The sequence below is a fragment of the Pelagerythrobacter sp. Soil_C_18 genome, assembly GCF_057657235.1.
In genome coordinates, this window is sequence record NZ_JBDGIU010000007.1 from 1 (window position 1) to 21,512 (window position 21,512).

The window sequence follows — 21,512 nt, forward strand, 5'->3', positions numbered from 1 at the left end:
GCCGTGCTCGACAAGACCGGCCTCAGCCGCTCGACACTCTACCGCAAGATCGAGGAGGGCACGTTTCCGAAGCAGATTACGATCGGTCCTCGATGCGTGGCTTGGCTGGAAGCTGATATCGACGAATGGATGAATAGCCCCATGTGCTACACCGCAGACAGGAGCCAATAGAGCCAGAATTTTCAACCGCCAAATGACATTGAGCGCCTCATCCGCGACTACATCATGGCTCGTGCTGCTGGAGCGAACGATCCGGATGTATCCAACCGAGCGGCACGCACCGGTCTATAACTCGGATATCCACAAAGTTCATGAGCATCAGGAAAATAGCTTCGCGGCAAATTTGTTCACGCCGAGAATGCGGTTCAAATGATTTATGAGGCGGCGCGTGATGAGCGCGGCCCACCTCTGATGAAGCAGCTGTAACTTCATAGTCTCGCCGTCTGCGATGTGCTGGCGGATCAAGAATCTCGGGCTCAAGGCCTGCAAGAAATAACCACCCTACGCAGCAATGGCTTCTGCGGCCGTCGCGACACAGGCAGCGCGCACTTCCTCACATTTGAGATTCGCCGCCAACTACCGGAGGCATTCTCCGTTCGTTCCGTACGGTCTGCGTTCCAGAGGAGTAAGTCCCTGTAAAGTGACGCGCCCGACAGGCTTCGAACCTCTGACCTCTGCCTTCGGAGGGGGGCCTGCTGTGCAGGAAGTTCCCCCTCCAGGCCGGTCATGCATCAAACCATGGCCGAGCTCAGAAGCGAGCCTGGAGACCTGCCGCATAATACTTCGGCCCAGCATTGCCTTTGATGGTGATGCGCGGTGCGAGCGGGAACGCCACTGTGCCATACGGGCGGAACTCTTCACTCATGTAGCGCACGCCAGCTCCGAATGTGAAGGAGGCGGGAAGGCTGTAGGTGGCCTCAACCCGGCCATAAATCTTCACTGCAGTGTTGTCGCACAGCTCGCTCTCAGCGTACTGGCCATTGGTGCTGTCGCGGCAGCGCGGATCGCCGGCGTTGTCGTCCATGTAGTAGCGATCATTGTCGCCCTGATGGATGAATGCACCGATGGCGGGCGTGAGCTTGAAGCCGGCGGAACCGACCGAGTAGCCGACGCCGAGCTCGCCACCCCACTCACCCTCGGAACGCGCGCCATTGCCTTCCAAGACAACTTGAGCAGCTGCCGAAGCCGGAAGCGCAGCTACGCCCGCGACTGCCAGCCAGAGGACTCGCAGCTTCATGAATTCTCCCCCCTCACTCGTTTCTTGAGCGAGCGCGGTTAGCTTGAACTTTGTCGAGATTCAAGATAGTTAGCTCGCAGGGCAGCCAGCGTCCGCCCCGCCCATCATCACTCCAGGTACTCAACGAGCGAACCTGAGCTCGCCTAATGCCCGAGATCTACAGCTCTACGCAGATATATGTCCCTTGAATGACAGAAGCGTCTCATCTTCATTGTAGGGCGCGATCAGCTCTTCGCATACAGCTCTGTTGTCAGGATAGCCGTGGATAGTGGCTAGCCACTCCCCATCCGCAGCCCCATCTTTCATGATTGCATAGGCACGCGAAAGGCCCCTGGGCTTCGATCGAAGAACTTCAGCCAAACGCTCGTTGAAGCTGACAATCGACTCTTCAGCGTTGCGTGTTGGAGCATCCTGGCATCCCCACACCGCCAACAGCGGAATAATCAAGGTAAGCCGGACCATGATAGCTCCTTTCAGCCAGCAGGCAGTGCAAGAGGCGCCTTTCCACGGTCGCCTGACTTCTGGACAAAGTGCCTCTCAACTGACCGGGAGTCGACTAGGCAATATTGGCCGACACTCCCGCCTCCTTGACTTCCTCCGGCTGCGAGGCACTCGGCGCATCCAGAAACAGCGCCGCGAGAGGATCGTTTGCGTAGTAGTTGGCCTTCCCAAGCCTGTGCTTAGTCAGCAGTCCCGCCTCGCAAAGTTCATCAAGGTATTTCGCTGTTGTTTGACGGGTCTTCCCAATGTCTTTCTGCACCATCTCGATCCGAGTGTAAGGGAACCGGAAAAGGGTGTTCAGGAGGTCTTGCGAGTATATCTTCGTGTGCTCGGTTCTAATGCGGTTCTTATAGACTGCCATAAGTCTGTGGATGCCTTCGACCATCTTCAGTGTTTCGACAGACGTTTCGGCGACTGCCTGAAGCATGTAGAGCAACCATTCCTCCCATTGCTGCTTCTCACGCACCAGCTGAAGGAGCCGGTAGTACTCGCCCTTATTCGAGGTGATGAAGCGGCTGAGATATAGGATCGGGATGTCCAGCAAACGTTGCCTGGTGAGATACAGCACATTGATGATGCGCCCAATGCGCCCGTTCCCGTCGGGGAACGGATGGATGCTTTCGAACTGGTGGTGAATAATCGCCATCTTGAGGAGCGGATCGAGTGCGCATAGCTCGTCCTCGTTAATGTAGCGTTCGAGCCCATTCATCAGATCCCGAACGGCGCGACCATCTTGGGGAGGCACATACACGAGTTTACCGCTCGCTTCGTTCTTGAGAGCCGTACCTGGCGTATCGCGAAATCCGCCATCGGTGCGTTTCAACGCTTGGAACATGGCGATGATGGTATTGTTCGTTAGCAGCCCGTCTTGTTCACGAAGCCGCTCAAACCCGAGGTGGAGTGCGTCCCTGTAGAGGGCGACTTCCTTTGCCGCTGGTGAGGCAGGGCTTTCCGGGAAGAGCGTCGTCTGAAAGACCTCGTCGTGTGTCGTGATGATGTTTTCGATCTCGGAGCTTGCCTTCGCCTCCTGCAGAAAGAGGGTATCAATGAGGATCCCCGGATTCGGTATGCTGCTGGCGCGGCCCTTTAACTCGGCGAGGTGCCGATGAGCCGGTGCCAAGGCGCGTAACACGGCTTCGGAATCGACCGCTTTCGGCAGCGGCAAATTGGGTATGTCGTATGTGTGCGTCAGTTTCATGCGTTCATGTTCGCGTTTATGAGTCGCGCTTACATATCCGGTTTGTCGTGTTATAAAAGTGTGGAATTTTTAACGCGAAAAAAAGTCGTGTTAAATCGCCTTCCACTGACCCGCACGTCGCGGCGACGTTACGGATCACCAATTTCCATGTCACTAGCAAGGTGCTCGCTGTTGCACTCAAGATGGGCTGTACTGGCCGAAGTCCGCCCGAAGAATCGTGGCGCCGCCCCGTAGCTCGTCGAGATAATCGGACCAGTGCTGCATCATCCGGACACGCTCGTTCCAATACTGACCGCGCGTGTATGCCCTCCGCACTGAGTTGGCTTCGGCATGGGCAAGTTGCCGTTCGATGGCATCGGGATTCCAGATTCCCATCTCGTTCAACAACGTGGCCGCCATCGCCCGGAAGCCATGGGCGGTCATTTCATTCTTGGCATATCCCAAACGCCTGAGGGCGGCATTAATTGTGTTGTCGGACATGGGCCTGTCCCCGCCTCGTAAGGAATGAAACAGATAGGGGCTCAGCGCCTCGTCATGCTCCAGCTCCCGAATAATCGCGATGGCCTGCCGCGATAACGGCACGGCATGGGGCCGCCCCATCTTCATCTTGTGGTCCGGGATGGTCCAGACCTCTCGCTCGAGGTCAAACTCCTTCCACTCGGCATGGCGAAGCTCGCCGGGACGAACGAAGACGTGAGGCAGCAGGCGCAAGGCAGCTCGGATGATCGGGTGCCCGTCATAGTCCTCTAGGGAGCGCATCAGTGCGCCCGCCTCTTTGGGGGTCGTTATCGCTGCGCGGTGTACGACCTTGGGCGTCACCAAGGCTCCGCGAAGGTCAGCGCACACATCGCGCTCTGCGCGTGCAGTAGCGATCGCATAGCGGAATATCTGACTGCAGGTCGCCCGGACGCTGCAGGCTGTGTAGTACTTCTTGGTTCGCTCGATCCGCTTGAGCGCGAGCAACACCTCATGAGCCGAGATCTGGCTGAGTGGCCGCCTGCCCAGGCTCGGCATGACGAGGCCGAGCTGCCACTCATACTTGCGGATGGTCATTGGTGCGCGTTCTTCGAGGCGCACCTTCTCCAGCCATTCATTCGAAATCGCTTTGAAGGTGTTGGCGTGTGCGATCGAGGCCGCGATCCTGTCGAGCTTCTTCTGCTCGCAAGGATCGATGCCGTCGGTAAGGCGTCGGCGGGCCTGTAGGGTCTTTTCGCGAGCGTCCGCCAGCGTGACTTCCGGCCAGCGCCCGAATGAGATGGTCTTCTGTGCGCCATGGAAGCGGTAGTTCATCCGCCAAAGCCGGCTGCCGTTCGGCTTCACGTACAGATAAAGCCCATCTCGATCAGAGAGCTTGTATGGCTTGTCCTTCGGCTTGGCTCGCTTCACCGATACCGCGGTCAAGGACTTCTGCCGATTCCCATGGGTCATGATGGTACCGCCTTTCTCCGCTTTTCGGAGATACCATCACCTGTTCCACTTATGTGCCGGGTTTTGGTGAAACGTCTCCGAACCTGTAGAGACCTTTTACCATAAAAAAGCTGTTAAAAACAGTTGCTAACGGGACCTTCTCGGACCTTCTGGGAGGGGCTGTTGGAGCGGGTGAAGGGAATCGAACCCTCGTCGTCAGCTTGGGAAGCTGCTGCTCTACCATTGAGCTACACCCGCGCGGTGAGCGCCTTTGCCGTAACGGCGCGCGCGGGTCAATCGGGCATCAGCACCTTGCGGCCCGTCCGCATGCAGTCGAGCAGCCATTCCTTGGCGAGGCGCACGCGGGCCAGGTTCTGGGTGTCGCGGTGGGTTACGATCCAGAAGCTGCGGCGGATCGAACGGTCCGGGCAGACGGGGACGAGGTCGGCACCGCGGTCGCCGATGAATCGCGGCAGCACGCCGATCCCCACTCCTTCCTCGATCAGGCGGTTCTGCGCGTTGATGCTGGACGAGCGGATGTGCGCCGTCAGCCCCGCATGGAAATCGTCGAGATAGTTGAGTTCGGGCGCATAAAGCAGGTCGGGGATGTAGCTCACCAGCGTGTGGCCCTGCGCAAGCTCGCGCGGACGCTGCGGCGTGCCGTGCACCGCCAGATAGCGGCGGCTGGCATAGAGCATCAGGCTGTAGTCCGAGAGTTTGCGGCAGATGACCGGCCCGGCCTGGGGGCGCGAGAGCATGACGGCAATATCGGCCTCGCGCTTCGAGGGACTCAGAAACCCGCTGTTGGCGACCAGTTCGATCGAAAGGTTGGGATGGGCGCGGGCGAAATCGGCAAGATAGAGCGTCAGGAACTGGCTGCCGAAGCCTTCCGAGACGCTGAGACGCAGATTTCCCCCGAGGCCGGTCTGACGGCTCTGCACTGCGTCGATCGAGCGCGCGGCCTGGGCCATGGCCTCGGCCTTGGCGAGCAGGCTCTCGCCTGCTTCGGTCAGCGTCTGGCCTTCGCGCGTGCGTTCGAACAGCGTGATCTCGAGTTGCCGCTCGAGCCGTCGCAACCGGCGGCCGAGGGTGGTCGGATCGAGCCGGAGCGCACGCGCGGCGCGGCCGATCTGGCCCGCTTCCGCCACCGCGAGGAACACGCGGATGTCGTTCCAGTTGGGATCCTGCATATTTGCAGGCTTTACCTGCGATATTGAAGGTTGTCTGCAAGCTTGCAATCGGCACGATCCGCGCCCAACGATTGGTAGAGGAGATACGTCATGCGCCAGGTCGACCATTTCATCGCCGGAGGAGCCGGCGGCGGGTCCGGGCGCACGCATAAGGTGTGGAATCCGTCCACCGGCGAGGTTCAGGCCGAAGTGGCGCTGGGCGATGCCGCTCTGCTCGACCGCGCGATCGAGGCGGCGAAGAGGGTCCAGCCCGGCTGGGCCATGACCAATCCGCAGCGGCGCGCGCGGGTGATGTTCCGCTTCAAGGAACTCATCGAAGCCAACATGCAGGAGCTCGCCGAGCTGCTTTCCAGCGAACACGGCAAGGTGGTCGACGACGCCAAGGGCGACGTGCAGCGCGGGCTCGAAGTGATCGAATACGCCTGCGGCATCCCGCAGGTGCTGAAAGGCGAATACACGCTGGGCGCCGGGCCGGGGATCGACGTCTATTCGATGCGCCAGCCGATCGGCATCGGCGCAGGCATTACGCCGTTCAACTTCCCCGCGATGATTCCGATGTGGATGTTCGGCATGGCGATCGCGGCGGGCAACGCCTTCATCCTCAAGCCCAGCGAGCGCGATCCGAGCGTGCCCGTGCGCCTCGCCGAACTGTTCCTCGAGGCAGGCGCGCCCGAGGGGCTGCTGCAGGTCGTCCACGGCGACAAGGAAATGGTCGACGCGATCCTCGATCACCCCGACATCGCCGGCGTCAGCTTCGTCGGCAGCAGCGACATCGCGCACTACGTCTACAAGCGCGGGGTCGAAAACGGAAAGCGTGTCCAGGCGATGGGCGGCGCGAAGAACCACGGCATCGTCATGCCTGACGCCGACCTCGATCAGGTGGTGAACGACCTGGCCGGCGCCGCCTTCGGTTCGGCCGGCGAGCGCTGCATGGCACTGCCCGTGGTGGTTCCGGTGGGCGATGACACCGCCGAGCGGCTCAAGGAAAAGCTGATCCCCGCGATCAACGCCTTGCGGGTCGGCGTGTCGAACGATCCCGATGCACATTACGGCCCGGTGGTCACGCCCGAGCACAAGGCGCGGATCGAGCAGTGGATCGACACCGCCGAGCAGGAAGGCGCCGAGATCGTAGTCGACGGGCGCGGGTTCAGCCTGCAGGGGCACGAGAAAGGCTTCTTCGTCGGCCCGACGCTGATCGACCGGGTGACGCCGCAGATGAAGTCCTATCAGGAGGAGATCTTCGGCCCGGTGCTCCAGATCGTGCGCGCCACCGACTTCGAGGAAGCGGTGCGCCTGCCGAGTGACCACCAGTACGGCAACGGCGTCGCCATCTTCACCCGCAACGGCCACGCCGCGCGCGAGTTCGCGAGCCGGGTCAACGTCGGCATGGTCGGTGTGAACGTGCCGATCCCCGTGCCGGTGAGCTATCATAGCTTCGGCGGCTGGAAGCGTTCCGGCTTCGGCGACACGAACCAGTACGGCACCGAGGGGCTCAAGTTCTGGACCAAGGTCAAGACCGTCACCCAGCGCTGGCCGGACGGTGGGGGCGACGGGTCGAATGCCTTCCTCATCCCGACGATGGGATGAGCCGGGATAATCCGCGCGGCTCGCGAGTTTAGGCAGCGCAACAAAGACTGGAGGACTCCATGCGACTGATGATTGCTCTTGCCGCAGCCCCGGCGTTCGCGCTCGCGGCCTGCGGTGCGCCTGCGGACGATAGCGCCGATGGCGCGGATTCCGCGGCCGAAACCCCGATGCCGGTGGAGCCCGATGGCGGCATCGGCGACGGAGCAACGCCGCCCGCCGGCGAGACCTCCACGCCAGATAGCGACACGGCCTCAATCCCTGCCGCGCTACAGGGCCGCTGGGGCCTCGTCGCGGCCGACTGCACCTCGACCCGGGGCGATGCCAAAGGGTTGATCGAGGTCACCGGCAACACGATCACGTTCTACGAATCACGCGCTATGCTAGGCGACATTGCCCAACGCACCGACGACAACATCCGCGCCACTTTTTCCTTCACCGGCGAAGGCATGACTTGGAGCCGCGACATGGCGCTCGCCGCACAAGATGGCGGCGAAGCCCTCGTCCGCACCGAATACGGCGAGGACGCCATGGCCGATCCGCTGCGCTATAGCCGCTGCTCCGAAGGAGACGCATGATGATTCACACTGGAAAACTGATCGCCCTCTTGCCCGCCGCGGCGCTCGCGGCATGCGCCACGACGTCCGCCGATGAGCCCGGCACGCCGGGCACCGAAAACGGGGAGACCGCCATGTGCGATCCCGCAGCAGCGCAGACCTACATCGGCCAGAAGGCGACCGGGCAGATCGGCGAGCAGATCCTCGACGCGACCGGCGCGCGCCAGCTTCGCTGGGGCCCGCCTCGCGCCGCCTTCACGATGGATTTCCGGCAGGACCGGGTCAACGTGATGTACGACGATGCAATGACCATCACCAAGATCACCTGCGGGTGAACGATGCACCGGCGTAGGTTCAGGCTGAGCGGCTCGGGAAGCAGCGCGTGAAATACGCGCTGCCCCTTCTTCTCGCGCCGCTCGCGCTCGGCGCATGCCAGAGCGTGCCCGAGCCTCCGTCGGAGAGCTTCCGCGAAACGCTGAACCGCCACGTCGCCGCGATCCAGTCGCGCGATTATGAGGGGATCGCCGACACGATCACCAAGGGCGAGACGCTCATACTGATCTTCCCGAACGGCGAGCGCTACGATACGCGCGAGCAGTTCCTCGGCTTTCACCGCGAATGGTTCGCCGATCCTGCGTGGGTGATGGTGCTGGAGCCGGTGAGGGTGCGGGAGGGGCGCGATTACGGCTATGCGCTCTATCGCACCAGCTACGACTCCGATGGCGCCGGGCCAACACCGGGACGCCCCGCCTATCTCTCGCTTGGCTTCCAGCTCGAGGATGGCCAATGGCGGCTCGTGCACGACCAGAACACGCGGATCGAAACTGCGACAGACTGAACAGGGCCAATGACCGGACAATTCCAGCTTACCGACGATCAACTCGCGATCCAGGAAATGGCACGCCGCTTTACGGCCGACCATATCACGCCGTTCGCCGCCGAGTGGGACGAGAAGCACCACTTCCCGCGCGACGTGATCCAGAAGACCGGCGAGCTCGGGTTCGGGGCAATCTACGTCTCGGAAGAGAGCGGCGGGATCGCGCTGGGCCGGCTGGAAGCGGCGCTGATCATGGAAGCGATGGCTTACGGCTGCCCCGCGACGAGCGCCTACGTCTCGATCCACAACATGGCCGCATGGATGATCGACCGTTTCGGCGGCGATGAGGTCAAGAAGAAGTTCCTGCCCCGGCTGGTGACGATGGAGCAGATCGCCAGCTACGCCCTGACCGAGCCGGGCTCCGGCTCGGACGCGGCCGATCTCAAGACCACCGCGCGGCTGGACGGCGACCATTACGTGCTCAACGGCACCAAGCAGTTCATCTCGGGCGGCGGGTTCAACGACATCTACGTCTGCATGGTCCGCACCGGCGAACACAAGAGCCGCGGGATCACCTGCCTCGTCGTCGAGAAGGACACGCCGGGCGTCAGCTTCGGCGCGCCGGAGAAGAAGCTCGGCTGGAACGCCTCCCCCACCGCGCAGGTGATCTTCGAGGACGCGCGCGTGCCGGTGGAGAACCGCGTCGGCGCGGAGGGCGACGGTTTCCGCTTCGCCATGGCCGGGCTCGACGGCGGCCGCCTCAACATCGGCGCGTGCTCGCTGGGCGGCGCGCAGCGCTGTCTGGACGAGGCGATCGCCTATACCAAGGAACGCCAGCAGTTCGGCCAGCCGATCGCGGACTTCCAGAACACCCAGTTCACGCTCGCCGACATGGCGACCGAACTGGAAGCGGCGCGCGCTCTGCTCTACCTCGCAGCCGTCAAGGTGACCGAGAATGCACCTGACAAGACGCGCTTTTCCGCCATGGCCAAACGCCTCGCGACCGACAGCGGCAGCAACGTCGTCAACAACGCGCTCCAGCTCTTCGGCGGCTACGGCTATCTGAAGGACTACCCGATCGAGCGCTTCTGGCGCGATCTGCGGGTGCATTCGATCCTCGAAGGCACGAACCAGGTCATGCGCATGATCGTGGGCCGGGACCTGTTGCGCCAGTGAGTAGCGAACCGATGACTGAAGACGTGAACATCCATACCCACGGCAAGGCCGGGCACCTCTCGCTCAACCGGCCGAAGGCGCTCCATGCGCTGACGCTGGAAATGTGTCACGCGATGAGCGAGGCCCTCGGCCGCTGGGAGAGCGACGATGCGGTCGCGGCGGTGATCGTCGATCATGCCGAAGGGCGCGGGTTCTGCGCGGGCGGCGATATCGCCTTCCTGCGCAACTCGGCGCTGAACGATAACGGCGTCAGCGGGCGGAAGTTCTTCCACGACGAATACCAGCTCAACCACCAGATGTTCGCCTACCCCAAGCCGATCGTCGCCTTCATGGACGGGATCACGATGGGCGGCGGCGTCGGAATCGCCTTGCCCGCGAAATACCGCGTCGCGACCGAGAACACGCGCTTCGCCATGCCGGAGACGGGCATCGGCCTGTTTCCCGATGTCGGCGGGGGCTGGTATCTTGCGCGGCTCGGCGGGCGGCTCGGCCAGTTCCTTGCGCTCACCGGCGCGCGGCTCGACGGCTCCGAGTGTCTCTGGGCCGGGCTTGCCACCCACTACCTTCCCGCCGCGAAGCTGCCCGAGGCCAAGGCGCGCATCGCCGAACACCCGGACCGGATCGGGGGCATTCTGTCGGAGCTTTCGGTCACTCCGCCCGAAGCGCGGGTTGCCGCCAACGCCGACCGGATCGCCAAGCACTTCGCCTCGGACCGGCTCGAGGACATTCTCGCCAGCCTGGAGAAGGGCGCCGAGAGCAATGGGGGCGAATGGGCGGAGAAGGAGCTCGACGCGCTGCGCGCCAAGAGCCCGCAGACCTGCAAGGTCGCGCTGCGCCAGCTCGCCGAGGCGAAGGACTTCACCGACTTCGCCGACAACATGCGCAACGAATACCGGATCGCCAGCCGCGTGATCGTCCGCCCGGACTTCGCCGAAGGGGTACGCGCGGTGATCGTCGACAAGACCGGCGATCCCAAGTGGGACCCCGCGACGCCCGAGGGTGTGACCGGGGGCCTGCTCGACAGCATCTTCGCCCCCCTGCCCGAAGGGGAAGAATGGGTGCCGCTCGACCGGAGCTAACCGGCGCCGTCATGCTGAACTTGTTTCAGCAGCCATCGCTCCACCAGCGACGGCGGCGCAATTCGAGGAATGGGCCCTGAAGCAAGTTCAGGGTGACGATTGGAGGGAGGCCGATGGCCGATTACGAAACGATCACCGCCGAACAGCGCGACGCAGTCACGCTGATCACGCTCAACCGCCCGCAGGCGCTGAATGCGCTTAACTCGCAGGTGCTCGAAGACCTGATCGCCGCCTTCGCAGCCTTTGAGGCCGATGACAGTCAGCGCTGCGCGGTGCTGACCGGTGCGGGCGACAAGGCCTTCGCCGCGGGCGCCGACATCAAGGAGATGGCCAACAAGGCGGCCGCCGACTTCTTTCTCGAGGATTTCTTCGCCCGCTGGACCAGCGATCTCGTCAAAGCGACCCGCAAGCCTTGGGTCGCGGCAGTCAACGGCTTCGCGCTCGGCGGCGGGTGCGAGCTGGCGATGATGGCGGACTTCATCCTGGCGAGCGATAAGGCCAGGTTCGGCCAGCCCGAGATCAAGCTCGGTGTCGCCCCCGGCATGGGCGGAAGCCAGCGCCTGACCCGCGCGGTCGGCAAGGCCAAGGCGATGGAGATGTGCCTGACCGGCCGCATGATGGACGCCGAGGAGGCCGAGCGTTCCGGCCTCGTCGCCCGCGTCGTGCCGCACGACAGCTTGCTCGACGAAGCGCTCAAGACCGCCACGGCGATCGCGGGAATGCCGCCGATGGCTGCGATCGCGAACAAGGAAATGGTCAACGCCGCGTTCGAGACCACGCTCGATCAGGGACTGATCGTCGAACGCCGCATCTTCCAGATCCTCGCCGCATCGGAGGACAAGGCCGAGGGCATGGCCGCCTTCATCGAGAAGCGCGAGGGTAAGTGGAAGGGGCGGTGATTCTATAATGAGCCGAGGCACCGTAGTCGCAGCGGGCATTTTGCTTGCTCTTCAGGCGGGGCTTTTCGCTTTGCTGGCAACCGGCTGGCTGGGTGACTACGACAGCTCTGCGTTAGCGCTTATCGCCTACTTCTTGGCAGGAACCTGGTTCTTCGCGGTTGGCGCCGCGTTGATTGTCAGCGCGAGCCTGCTGCGATGGTTTATCAACCGGCCGAACGACGGCTGGTGATCGGGAGACTAGAAATGAAAATCGCCTTCATCGGCCTCGGCAACATGGGCGGCGGGATGGCTGCCAATCTCGTGAAGGCGGGGCATGAGGTCCGCGCGTTCGACCTGGCCGAGCCCGCGCTCGCCGCGGCGCGCGAGAACGGGTGCGAGACCTTCACCGATGCCAAGGAAGCGGTGAGCGGTGTAGAGGCGGTCGTCTCGATGCTGCCCAACGGCGGGATCGTGAAAGCTGTGTTCGAAAACGACGTGTTCGGCCATGCGCCCGAAGGCGTGGTGCTGCTCGACTGCTCGACCATCGATGTTGCCACCGCGCGCGAGTTGTCCGAGGCTGCTGGCGCGAAGGGCTATGTGATGGTCGATGCGCCGGTTTCCGGCGGCATCGCGGCGGCCAATGCCGGCACCCTGACCTTCATGGTCGGCGGCAGCGACGAGGCGTTCTCGCGCGCGGAACCGATCCTCTCGGCGATGGGCAAGGCGGTGATCCATGCCGGCGATTCGGGCGCGGGCGAAGCGGCGAAGCTGTGCAACAACCTGATCCTGGCCGCGACGATGATCGCCACTTGCGAAGGTTTCACGTTGGCGGAAAAGCTCGGGCTCGACCCACAGGTCTTCTACGATATCTCGTCGAAGGCGACGGGGCAGTCGTGGTCGATGACCAGCTACTGCCCCGTTCCCGGCGTCGGACCGCAAAGCCCGTCGGACAACGGCTACCAAGGCGGTTTCGCCACGGCGCTGATGCTCAAGGACCTGAAGCTGGCGATGGAAGCGGCGGAGACGTCCGGCACCCCGACCCCGCTCGGCGCCCACGCGAAGGAGCTTTACGAATCCTTCGCAGCCGAGAACGGTGGGCTCGACTTCTCGGCCATCATCAAGACGCTTCGATAGCCGCGATCGCCCGCGCGAGCCATTCGCGCGGCGCCCTGCGGCGCCCGATCTCGGTCACGAACTCCTGACCGCGCGAAACGGCGCGCAGCCGCCCGCCCCGAAGCCAGCGGTCGGCGCGGTCGTGATACGAAAGCCCGCCGCGCCGCAGCCAGGCGGGCCGGCGCCACAGGCTCGGCGGGCCGCCTGGCATCGTCAGCCGCAGGGCATCCCCGGCGCGCGAAGCCGTGCCGCCCGGTCCACGGTAGATCGCATCGTTGCGGCCATGCATCGCGATCGCGTGCGGGTGGCCGTGTTCGCGCAGCGCTGCGAGGGCCGTCTCTTCGCAGCACGCCAGATCGATCCGCCGCTCGACTTCGAGATAGCCGAAGATCCGGTGGTGCGGCTCACCGCTCTCCTCTTCTCGGAAGAGGCCGAAGAAAAGGAACACGTCCCCCGCCCCGACGCCGCGGTTTGCGAGATGCGTCTGCGCGGCGCCGCACTGGCCGAACAGGCAGGTGCCGTCGGCCAGGAACATCGGATCGTGGTGGCACAGATCATCCGCGCCGACCCGGCCCCTGCTGGCGCGCACGACATGCTGCCCCAACTCCAGCGAACCATAAGTCGTGCGCGAATGCTCGGCCGCCGGGATCGGCAGGCTGAGCGGCCGGCCACCGACGATCGGCGACGGCCCGCCGCCCGAAGTGCTGTCGAAGCCTTTCCTGCTCAGGACGATCCGCATCAGGCGGAGTCGGGATCGCTCCAGGCCAGAACCGGCTTGCGCGCCGCGAGCGTCTCGTCGAGCCGGCGGCGAGGCGCGTAATAAGGCGCCTGCTTCATCGACACGTCCCCGGCCCTTGCACGTTCCGCCACGCTGCGCACGGCGGCGATGAACTGGTCGAGGCCGGCCTTGCTCTCGGTCTCGGTCGGCTCGATCAGCATCGCGCCGTGGACGACGAGCGGGAAATACATGGTCATCGGATGATATCCCTCATCGATCAGCGACTTCGCCAGATCGAGCGTGGACAGCCCTTCGCCGAAGCCGCGATCGCCGAACAGCGCCTCGTGCATGCACGGCCCGCCCTCGCCGAACGGGGCGTGGAGCAGATCGTCGAGACTGCGCAGGATATAGTTGGCGTTGAGCACCGCATCCTCCGCCACCTGCCTGAGCCCGTCAGCGCCGTGGCTCAGGATATAGGCCAGCGCGCGGGTGAACATGCCCATCTGCCCGTGGAACGCGGTCATGCGGCCGAACGCACGCGTATGGTCGAACTCGGCCGCGTTCTCCTCCTCCACGAGATGGACGACGCCGTCGGCGGTGCGCGCGGTGAACGGCAGCGGGCCGAAGGGGCTCAGCGCCTCGCTCAGCACCACCGGACCGGATCCCGGCCCGCCGCCACCGTGCGGGGTGGAGAAGGTTTTGTGCAGGTTGATGTGCATCGCGTCGACGCCGAGGTCGCCGGGGCGGACCTTGCCGACGATGGCGTTGAAGTTCGCGCCATCGCAATAGACGAAGCCCCCGGCGGCATGGACTGCGTCGGAGATTGCCTTCATGTCACGCTCGAACAGGCCGCAGGTGTTCGGGTTGGTGATCATCACCGCCGCAACATCGGGCCCGAGACGGGTCTTGAGCGCTTCGAGATCGACCCGCCCTTCGGCGTTCGCAGGGATGTTCTCGACACGGTAGCCGGCGAAAGCCGCGGTCGCGGGATTGGTGCCGTGCGCGCTTTCGGGCACGAGGACCACCTCGCGCGGGTCACCCCGCGCCTCGAGCGCGGCGCGGATACACAGGATCCCGCACAGCTCGCCGTGTGCGCCGGCCTTTGGGCTCATCGCGACGCCGTGCATCCCCGTGAGATCGATCAGCCAGAACGCCAGCTCGTTGATCACCTCCAGCGCCCCGCGCACGGTGGAGACCGGCTGCAGCGGGTGCACGTCGGCAAAGCCCGGCATGCGCGCCACTTTCTCGTTCAGCCGCGGATTGTGCTTCATCGTGCACGAACCGAGCGGGAAGAGGCCGAGGTCAATCGCGTAGTTCTGGCGGCTGAGACGGGTGTAGTGGCGCACCGTCTCGGGCTCCGACAGGCCGGGCAGGCCGATCGCCGCGGTTCGCTCCATCCCGCCAAGGCGGTTCGGACCTAGCTCGATCTCCGGCAGGTCGACGCCGGTCGTGTCGGTGCCCGCGAGCTCGAATATCAGCGGTTCTTCCAGCATCAGCGCGCGGTTGCCGGTGACGGTCCGCGGGCCATTGTGCATCCCGTCGTCGGCAGCGGTCATCTCGGGCTTCCAGCCGGACTTGTTGGGGGCGTTCATGCCAGCGCCTCCTGCAGGGCGGAGGCAAGCGTTTCGACGTCCTCCTCTGTGGTGGTTTCGGTGACCGTGACGAGCAGGCCGCCCTTGAGCGCATCCTCCACAGGATAGAGGCGACCCAGCGAGACACCCGCGAGAATCCCATCGTCGGCGAGCTTGCGCACGATCTCGCGCGCGTCGCCGTCGATCACCAGCGTGAACTCGTTGAAGAAGCTGTCGTTGAGCAGCCGCACACCCGGCACGCGGGCCAGCCGGTCGGCCGCCTTGCAGGCAAGCGTGTGGTTCCAGGCGGCAAGCCGGCGCAGCCCCTCTTCGCCGAGCAGGGTCATGTGGACCGAGAACGCGAGCGCGCAGAGCCCCGAATTGGTGCAGATGTTGCTGGTCGCCTTCTCACGGCGGATATGCTGCTCGCGGGTCGAGAGCGTGAGCACGAAGCCGCGCTTGCCCTCCGCATCGGCGGTCTCGCCGCAGAGCCGGCCGGGCATCTGGCGCACGTGCTTGGTATCGCGCACCGCGAACAGGCCGAGATAGGGCCCCCCGAACTGCAGGCCCACGCCGATCGCCTGTCCTTCGCCGACCACGATGTCCGCGCCCAGCTCGCCTGGCGCCTTGATCGCGCCCAGCGCCACCGGCTCCGTATTGACCGCGATCAGCAGCGCGCCCTTGTCGTGCGCCGCCTCGGCGATCGCCGCAAGATCCGGAATGCGGCCGAGAATGTCCGGATACTGCACGACGACGCAGCTCGTGTCGTCGTCGATCCGGGCGATCAGGCCCGCGTTGTCGGGCGCGCCCTGCAGCGAGGGGAGCGCGTCGGCGATCTCGTCCTCGGTGAACTTGGCCATCGTCCGCACGACCTCGGCGTAATGCGGGTGCAGCGCGCCCGAGAGCACCACGCGCTTGCGCCGGGTGACGCGCCCGGCCATCGCCACCGCCTCCCAGCAGGCGGTCGAGCCGTCGTACATCGAGGCGTTCGCCACCGCGCAGCCGTAGAGCCGCGCGACCTGGCTCTGGAACTCGAACAGCATCTGCAGCGTGCCCTGCGCGATTTCCGGCTGGTAGGGCGTGTAGGCGGTCAGGAATTCGCCGCGCTGGATGATGTGGTCGACGCTCGCCGGAACGTGATGGCGGTAAGCCCCCGCGCCGAGGAAGAACGGCGCGTCGGCGGCGGCGAGGTTCTTCTTCGACAGGCGGCGCATATGCTTCTCGACCGCCATCTCGCTGGCATGGAGCGGCAGCCCCTCGATCGGCCCGGAAAGCCGCGCCTCCTGCGGGACGTCGGCGAACAGGTCGTCGATCGACGATGCGCCGATCTTCGCGAGCATTGCGCCGCGGTCGGCGTCGGTCAGGGGTAGATAGCGCATAATTTTCCATCCTGCGCCCCCGCGAAGGCGGGGGCCTCATGCCATTTGGCGGAGCGCGGGTGGCCTGAGGTCCCCGCCTTTGCGGGGACTCACGCGCTCGTCACAGCCCGTCAACGAAGCTCTTGTAGGCCGCCTCGTCCATCAGCCCGTCGAGCTGCGACGTGTCGGCGATGGTCAGCTTGAAGAACCAGCCGTCTTGCTCGGGGCTCGAGTTGACCAGCGCCGGGTCGTCCTCGAGCGCCCCGTTGGCTTCGGTTACTTCGCCGCTGATCGGGGCGTAGACGTCGCTCGCGGCCTTGACGCTCTCGACCACGGCGGCGTCCTTGCCCTTCTCGATCACGGTGCCGACGCTGGGCAGCTCGACGAAGACGATGTCGCCGAGCTGTTCCTGCGCATAGTCGGTGATGCCGACGGTGGCGGTATCGCCTTCGACGTCGATCCATTCGTGTTCTTCGGTGAAGTAGCGGGTCATGGCGGTCAATTCCCTCGGTAGTAGCGGTGGGGGACGAAGGGCATCGGTGCGATCCGTGCGGGAAGGCGCTTGCCCCTGACTTCGATTTCGAGCTCGGCGCCCTCGGCCGTGTGCTCGCTGGCGACGTAGGCCATTGCGATCGGGTGGCCGAGGGTGGGGGCGAAGCCGCCGCTCGTGACGCGGCCGACCGCGTCGTCGCCCGCGTAGACCACGGCGCCCTCGCGCGCGGGCAGCCGACCTTCGAGCGCGAGACCGACGCGCTTCTCCCCGGCCCCGCCTTCGAGCAGGGCGAGTATACGCTCGGCGCCCGGAAATCCGCCTTCGGCGCGGCGGCGTTTGCCGATGGCGAAGGCGAGGCCGGCGGTGACCGGATCGGTTTCGGGCGAGAGGTCGTGGCCGTAGAGCGGCAAACCGGCCTCCAGCCGCAGCGAATCGCGCGCGCCGAGGCCGATCGGCTTGATCTCGATCTCGGCGCAGAGGCGGCCCGCGATCGTCTCGGCATGCTCGGCCGGGATCGAGAGCTCGAATCCATCCTCGCCGGTATAACCCGAGCGGCCGATGCCGATCTCGATTTCGCCGAACCGGAACGAGGTGCCCTGCATGAACTTGAGCTCGCCGATCGCGCCCCGGAACACGCGGCCGAGCGCGGTTGCAGCCTCCGGCCCCTGCACCGCGAGCAGCGCCTGATCATCCAGATGGGTAAGGGTGATTTCGTCGGGCAGATGCTCGCGCAAGTGCGCGATATCGTCCCACTTGGTCGCGCCGTTGACGACGACATAGTACGTCGACGTGCCGCCTTCCGGGGTGACGTTGGTGACCATCAGATCGTCGAGAATGCCGCCGTTCTCGCCCAGCAGCAGCGAATAGCGGATGCGGCCCGGCTTCAGCGACAGGATATCGCCGGGCAGCAGCGCCTCCAGCGCCTCGGCCGCGCTGTCGCCCGACACGAGCAACTGTCCCATATGGCTGACGTCGAACAGGCCGGCATGGGTGCGCGTCCACTCGTGCTCGGCGACGATCCCCTCATACTGGATCGGCATCCAGTACCCCGCGAACGGCACCATGCGCGCGCCCTGGGCGCGGTGCCACGCATCGAGGGGGAGCTTCTCCAGTTCTGTCGTCTCTTGATCGTCGCTCATCACTCGTCCCGACTGGGCTGGCAACGCCTCGCAGTGAAGCGCCGTTCCACCTGCCCCCTCTGTCGGGAAACCTGAGAGCTTGCCCCGCCTCCCCGCCTTTCGAGAGGAACCCGGGATTACCCCTTCGGTGGCCCCAACTCGCGCTGGGACGCTTTCCAGAGTGCCTGCCATCGCGCGGTCCGGTGGCCTGAGAGTTTCCGGGGCGGTTGCTCCTTCGGCGCCGCGGCCCCGAAGGTCCGCGATCTCTCCCGCGCGACGCTTCCGAAGAATCGCTCCTCCGGATGACGCCCGAGTCCCTGCGCGATTACGCGCGCCCGGTCAATCGAGATTGGGCCGAAGCCAGCGCTCGGTGGTGGACAGGTCGGCCCCGCGCCGCGCTGCATAGTCCTCCACCTGATCGCGGCCGATCCGCGCGACGCCGAAGTACTCGCTTTCCGGGTGCCCGAAATAGAACCCGCTCACCGCCGCGGTGGGCAGCATGGCGAAGCTCTCGGTCAGTTCCAGCCCGGCGTTCCCGCCTGCGTCCAACAGGTCGAACAGGATCGGCTTCAGACTGTGATCGGGGCACGCGGGGTAGCCCGGCGCGGGCCGGATGCCGCGATACTGCTCCTTGATCAGCGCCTCGTTGGTGAGCTGCTCGCCTTCGGCATAGCCCCACAGCGTGGTTCGCGCGTGCCGGTGCAGCGCTTCGGCGAAGGCCTCTGCGAAACGGTCGGCCAGCGCCTTCAGGAGAATGTCGGAATAGTCGTCGTGCGCCGCGCGGAAGCGTTCGGAGTGCGGTTCGGCCCCGTGGATGCCGACTGCGAAGCCGCCGATCCAGTCGCCAGCGGGATCGATGAAGTCGGCGAGGCAGAAGTTCGCCCGGTCGCGGCTCTTGCGCACCTGCTGGCGAAGGAACGGCAGGCGTACATGGCGTTCTTCCTCGGCGAGATGAATCTCCACGTCGTCGCCGTCCCGCGCGCAAGGCCAGAAGCCGCACACGCCCTTGGCCGTCAGCCATTTCTCCGCGACGATCTTCTCCAGCATCGCCTGGGCATCGGCGAAGAGCTGGCGCGCGCTTTCGCCCACCACTTCGTCGTCGAGGACGGACGGGTAGGTTCCGGCTAGCTCCCAGGCGCGGAAGAACGGCGTCCAGTCGAAGTACTCGACCAGGTCCGCCAGCGGCCAGTCTGCGAAACTGTGAATGCCCGGCTGCAGCGGCGGCGCCGGCTTGTCGCTGTAGTCGATCGCTGGCGCATTGGAGCGCGCGTCTTCGAGGCTGAGGAGCACGCTGGCGGTCTTGCCCGCGCGCACGTCGCGCACATGGGCGTAGTCCGCCGCGGTTTCCGTAACGAAGCCCTCGCACTGCGTGTCCGAGAGCAGGCGACTGGCCACGCCGACAGCCCGGCTCGCGTCGAGCACGTGGATCACGGGCCCTTCGTACGCCGGATCGATCTTGAGCGCCGTATGCACCTTGCTCGTCGTCGCGCCGCCGATCAGCAGCGGCATGGTCATGCCTGCGCGCTGCATTTCTTCGGCGACCGTGACCATCTCGTCGAGCGATGGCGTTATCAGGCCCGAGAGCCCGATCATGTCTGCATTGCCGTCTTTCGCCGTCTGCAGAATCCGGTCCCAAGGCACCATCACCCCCAGGTCGACGACGTCGTATCCGTTGCACTGGAGCACGACGCCGACGATGTTCTTGCCGATATCGTGAACGTCGCCCTTCACGGTCGCCATCACGATCTTGCCCTTGGCCTTGCGATCCTCCGGAGCGAGCTTGTCCTTCTCCGCCTCGATGAACGGGATGAGGTGGGCGACGGCCTTCTTCATCACGCGCGCGGACTTGACCACTTGCGGCAGGAACATCTTGCCGCTGCCGAACAGGTCGCCGACGACGTTCATCCCGTCCATCAGCGGCCCTTCGATCACTTCGATCGGGCGGCGACCCTCGGCGGCGAAGGCCGACCGCGCCTCCTCCGTGTCCTCGACCACATCCGCATCGATGCCCTTCACCAGCGCATGCTCGAGCCGCTTCTCGACCGGCCAGCCCCGCCATTCGGCCGCCTCCTTGTCGGCCTTGGGGTCCTTGCCCTTGTAGCTTTCGGCGAGCGCGATCAGCCGCTCGGTCGCATCCGGGCGGCGCATCAGGATCACGTCCTCGCACGCGTCGCGCAGTTCGGGGGCGATCGCGTCGTAGACGTCGAGCTGGCCGGCATTGACGATCGCCATGTCGAGCCCGGCCGGGATCGCGTGGTAGAGGAACACCGAATGCATCGCGCGGCGCACGGTCTCGTTGCCGCGGAAGCTGAACGAGAGGTTGGACAGTCCGCCGCTGATATGCACGTGCGGACAGGCGGCCTTGATCTCGCGCGCCGCCTCGATGAAGTCCAGCCCGTAGCGGTCGTGCTCCTCGATCCCGGTCGCCACCGCGAAGATGTTCGGGTCGAAGATCACGTCCTCGGGCGGAAAGCCGATGCCGGTCAGCAGCTTGTAGGCCCGCTTGCAGATCTCGACCTTGCGCTCTTTCGTGTCGGCCTGGCCGGTTTCGTCGAACGCCATGACGACCACGGCGGCGCCATAGTCCATGCACTTGCGCGCATGCTCGAGGAACTGCTCCTCGCCTTCTTTCATCGAGATCGAGTTGACGATCGGCTTGCCGGAAACGCACTTGATGCCCGCCTCGATCACTTCCCACTTGGAGCTGTCGATCATCACCGGGACCCGCGCGATGTCGGGCTCCGCGGCGATCAGCTTGAGGAAGGTCGTCATGGCCTCGACAGCGTCGAGCAGGCCTTCGTCCATATTGACGTCGACCACCTGCGCGCCGTTCTCGACCTGCTGGCGCGCGACTTCGACGGCGGCGGCATAGTCACCGGCCATGACCAGCTTCTTGAAGCGGGCCGAGCCGGTGACGTTAGTGCGCTCGCCGATATTGACGAAGCGGGCGGAGGAAAGATTGTCTGTCATCAACGGGTCCGTTTTGCCGATCGCTCAGCGCAGGCTGCGCGCGAGCACGGCGTCGTCGTAGAGCTTGCCGCCGACGTCGAAACGGCGTTCGCCGATCGGTTCGAAGCCCTGCTTGCGATAGAATGCGATGGCCCGGGCATTGCCGGCGTAAACGCCGAGCAGGAGCCGTTCGTGGCCCGCCGCCCCCTCGACCGCTGCTGCCATCAGAGCGGTGCCGAGCCCGCTGCCGTGAAAGCGCGAGAGCGAATAGATGCGCTTCAGTTCCCAGTCGCCTTCGCGCGCGCCCGGCAGATCGGGCTCGGCCGAGAGCGCATAGCCCACCGGAGCCTGACCGGGCTCGACTTCCGCAAGCCAGGCCTGCCCGCCGGCGTCGAGATAGGCTTCATAGGTCGCGCGGCTGTGCGCGCGCTCGCAGTGCGCGACGATCGCCGCGCCATCGAGCACGTCGGCAAAGGTCTCGAGAAAGGTCGCCGCGCCGATCAGTGCCAGCGCACCGGCATCCTCCCGCGTCGCCTGGCGGATGCGCCATGGGACTGTTTCCGCCACG

22 protein-coding genes, 1 tRNA gene and 1 riboswitch are annotated in these 21,512 nt (G+C 65.0%); of the genes, 10 read left to right on the plus strand and 13 right to left on the minus strand.

Annotation, left to right across the window (positions count from 1 at the left end; translation table 11 throughout):
- Positions 1-3: 3 nt before the first annotated feature.
- Positions 4-171, plus strand: coding sequence for a helix-turn-helix transcriptional regulator (locus AC3A5N_RS13905; RefSeq protein ID WP_487738139.1), 168 nt, complete (start codon positions 4-6; stop codon positions 169-171).
- A gap of 577 nt (positions 172-748) precedes the next feature.
- Here AC3A5N_RS13905 and AC3A5N_RS13910 read toward each other — a convergent pair.
- The 6 genes from AC3A5N_RS13910 to AC3A5N_RS13935 all read right to left on the minus strand — a co-directional run bounded on the left by AC3A5N_RS13910 (position 749) and on the right by AC3A5N_RS13935 (position 5,533).
- The gene (locus tag AC3A5N_RS13910; RefSeq protein WP_487737923.1) at positions 749-1,237 is read right to left on the minus strand and encodes a hypothetical protein; all 489 of its coding nucleotides are present in this window, start codon (positions 1,235-1,237) and stop codon (positions 749-751) included.
- A 165-nt stretch (positions 1,238-1,402) separates the two neighbouring features.
- Positions 1,403-1,699: a hypothetical protein gene (locus AC3A5N_RS13915; RefSeq protein WP_487737924.1), complete on the minus strand. Its 297-nt coding sequence runs from the start codon at positions 1,697-1,699 to the stop codon at positions 1,403-1,405.
- A 94-nt stretch (positions 1,700-1,793) separates the two neighbouring features.
- Positions 1,794-2,936 (minus strand): Fic family protein, encoded by a 1,143-nt coding sequence (locus AC3A5N_RS13920; RefSeq protein ID WP_487737925.1) that lies wholly within the window; start codon positions 2,934-2,936, stop codon positions 1,794-1,796.
- A gap of 177 nt (positions 2,937-3,113) precedes the next feature.
- Positions 3,114-4,364 (minus strand): tyrosine-type recombinase/integrase, encoded by a 1,251-nt coding sequence (locus AC3A5N_RS13925; protein ID WP_487737926.1) that lies wholly within the window; start codon positions 4,362-4,364, stop codon positions 3,114-3,116.
- 163 nt (positions 4,365-4,527) lie between these two features.
- Positions 4,528-4,601, minus strand: a tRNA-Gly gene (locus tag AC3A5N_RS13930).
- A gap of 35 nt (positions 4,602-4,636) precedes the next feature.
- Positions 4,637-5,533: a LysR family transcriptional regulator gene (locus tag AC3A5N_RS13935; RefSeq protein WP_487737927.1), complete on the minus strand. Its 897-nt coding sequence runs from the start codon at positions 5,531-5,533 to the stop codon at positions 4,637-4,639.
- A 90-nt stretch (positions 5,534-5,623) separates the two neighbouring features.
- On the opposite strand from AC3A5N_RS13935, the gene AC3A5N_RS13940 reads away from it, so the two are divergent.
- The 9 genes from AC3A5N_RS13940 to mmsB all read left to right on the plus strand — a co-directional run bounded on the left by AC3A5N_RS13940 (position 5,624) and on the right by mmsB (position 12,758).
- Positions 5,624-7,120 carry a CoA-acylating methylmalonate-semialdehyde dehydrogenase gene (locus tag AC3A5N_RS13940; RefSeq protein ID WP_487737928.1) on the plus strand — a complete coding sequence of 499 codons (1,497 nt, stop codon included), beginning with the start codon at positions 5,624-5,626 and terminating at the stop codon, positions 7,118-7,120.
- A 59-nt stretch (positions 7,121-7,179) separates the two neighbouring features.
- Positions 7,180-7,695, plus strand: coding sequence for a hypothetical protein (locus AC3A5N_RS13945; protein ID WP_487737929.1), 516 nt, complete (start codon positions 7,180-7,182; stop codon positions 7,693-7,695).
- Positions 7,692-8,009, plus strand: a complete 318-nt coding sequence (locus AC3A5N_RS13950; RefSeq protein ID WP_487737930.1) for an I78 family peptidase inhibitor — start codon at positions 7,692-7,694, stop codon at positions 8,007-8,009. Before AC3A5N_RS13945 ends, AC3A5N_RS13950 begins: the two co-directional genes overlap by 4 nt.
- Before the next feature lie 47 nt (positions 8,010-8,056).
- Positions 8,057-8,512, plus strand: a complete 456-nt coding sequence (locus tag AC3A5N_RS13955; protein WP_487737931.1) for a YybH family protein — start codon at positions 8,057-8,059, stop codon at positions 8,510-8,512.
- A gap of 9 nt (positions 8,513-8,521) precedes the next feature.
- Positions 8,522-9,667 (plus strand): acyl-CoA dehydrogenase family protein, encoded by a 1,146-nt coding sequence (locus tag AC3A5N_RS13960; RefSeq protein ID WP_487737932.1) that lies wholly within the window; start codon positions 8,522-8,524, stop codon positions 9,665-9,667.
- Positions 9,668-9,678: 11 nt separating this feature from the next.
- Positions 9,679-10,746, plus strand: a complete 1,068-nt coding sequence (locus tag AC3A5N_RS13965; protein WP_487737933.1) for an enoyl-CoA hydratase/isomerase family protein — start codon at positions 9,679-9,681, stop codon at positions 10,744-10,746.
- 113 nt (positions 10,747-10,859) lie between these two features.
- On the plus strand, positions 10,860-11,645 hold the full coding sequence (locus AC3A5N_RS13970; RefSeq protein WP_487737934.1) for an enoyl-CoA hydratase-related protein: 786 nt from the start codon (positions 10,860-10,862) through the stop codon (positions 11,643-11,645).
- Positions 11,646-11,652: 7 nt separating this feature from the next.
- Positions 11,653-11,874: a hypothetical protein gene (locus AC3A5N_RS13975; protein ID WP_487737935.1), complete on the plus strand. Its 222-nt coding sequence runs from the start codon at positions 11,653-11,655 to the stop codon at positions 11,872-11,874.
- 14 nt (positions 11,875-11,888) lie between these two features.
- Positions 11,889-12,758, plus strand: coding sequence for a 3-hydroxyisobutyrate dehydrogenase (gene mmsB / locus AC3A5N_RS13980; RefSeq protein ID WP_487737936.1), 870 nt, complete (start codon positions 11,889-11,891; stop codon positions 12,756-12,758).
- Here the strand turns inward: mmsB and AC3A5N_RS13985 are convergent.
- The 7 genes from AC3A5N_RS13985 to AC3A5N_RS14015 all read right to left on the minus strand — a co-directional run bounded on the left by AC3A5N_RS13985 (position 12,742) and on the right by AC3A5N_RS14015 (position 21,511).
- Positions 12,742-13,476, minus strand: a complete 735-nt coding sequence (locus AC3A5N_RS13985; protein ID WP_487737937.1) for an Nmad3 family putative nucleotide modification protein — start codon at positions 13,474-13,476, stop codon at positions 12,742-12,744. The two genes, mmsB and AC3A5N_RS13985, sit on opposite strands and share 17 nt — an antisense overlap.
- Positions 13,476-15,047 (minus strand): aminomethyl-transferring glycine dehydrogenase subunit GcvPB, encoded by a 1,572-nt coding sequence (gene gcvPB, locus AC3A5N_RS13990; protein WP_487737938.1) that lies wholly within the window; start codon positions 15,045-15,047, stop codon positions 13,476-13,478. Before gcvPB ends, AC3A5N_RS13985 begins: the two co-directional genes overlap by 1 nt.
- Positions 15,044-16,405: an aminomethyl-transferring glycine dehydrogenase subunit GcvPA gene (gcvPA, locus tag AC3A5N_RS13995; RefSeq protein WP_487737939.1), complete on the minus strand. Its 1,362-nt coding sequence runs from the start codon at positions 16,403-16,405 to the stop codon at positions 15,044-15,046. The genes gcvPB and gcvPA overlap by 4 nt, the downstream gene beginning before the upstream one ends.
- A 100-nt stretch (positions 16,406-16,505) precedes the next feature.
- Entirely contained in the window at positions 16,506-16,877 is a 372-nt protein-coding gene (gcvH, locus tag AC3A5N_RS14000) for a glycine cleavage system protein GcvH (protein ID WP_487737940.1), read from the minus strand.
- A 5-nt stretch (positions 16,878-16,882) separates the two neighbouring features.
- Positions 16,883-18,016 carry a glycine cleavage system aminomethyltransferase GcvT gene (gcvT, locus tag AC3A5N_RS14005; protein WP_487737941.1) on the minus strand — a complete coding sequence of 378 codons (1,134 nt, stop codon included), beginning with the start codon at positions 18,014-18,016 and terminating at the stop codon, positions 16,883-16,885.
- A 165-nt stretch (positions 18,017-18,181) separates the two neighbouring features.
- A riboswitch (glycine riboswitch) is annotated at positions 18,182-18,277 on the minus strand.
- 57 nt (positions 18,278-18,334) lie between these two features.
- The gene (gene metH, locus AC3A5N_RS14010) at positions 18,335-20,965 is read right to left on the minus strand and encodes a methionine synthase (RefSeq protein ID WP_487737942.1); all 2,631 of its coding nucleotides are present in this window, start codon (positions 20,963-20,965) and stop codon (positions 18,335-18,337) included.
- A 24-nt stretch (positions 20,966-20,989) separates the two neighbouring features.
- A complete protein-coding gene (locus tag AC3A5N_RS14015; protein WP_487737943.1) occupies positions 20,990-21,511 on the minus strand; it encodes an N-acetyltransferase family protein in 522 nt (173 codons plus the stop codon).
- Between the last annotated feature and the right edge of the window lies 1 nt (position 21,512).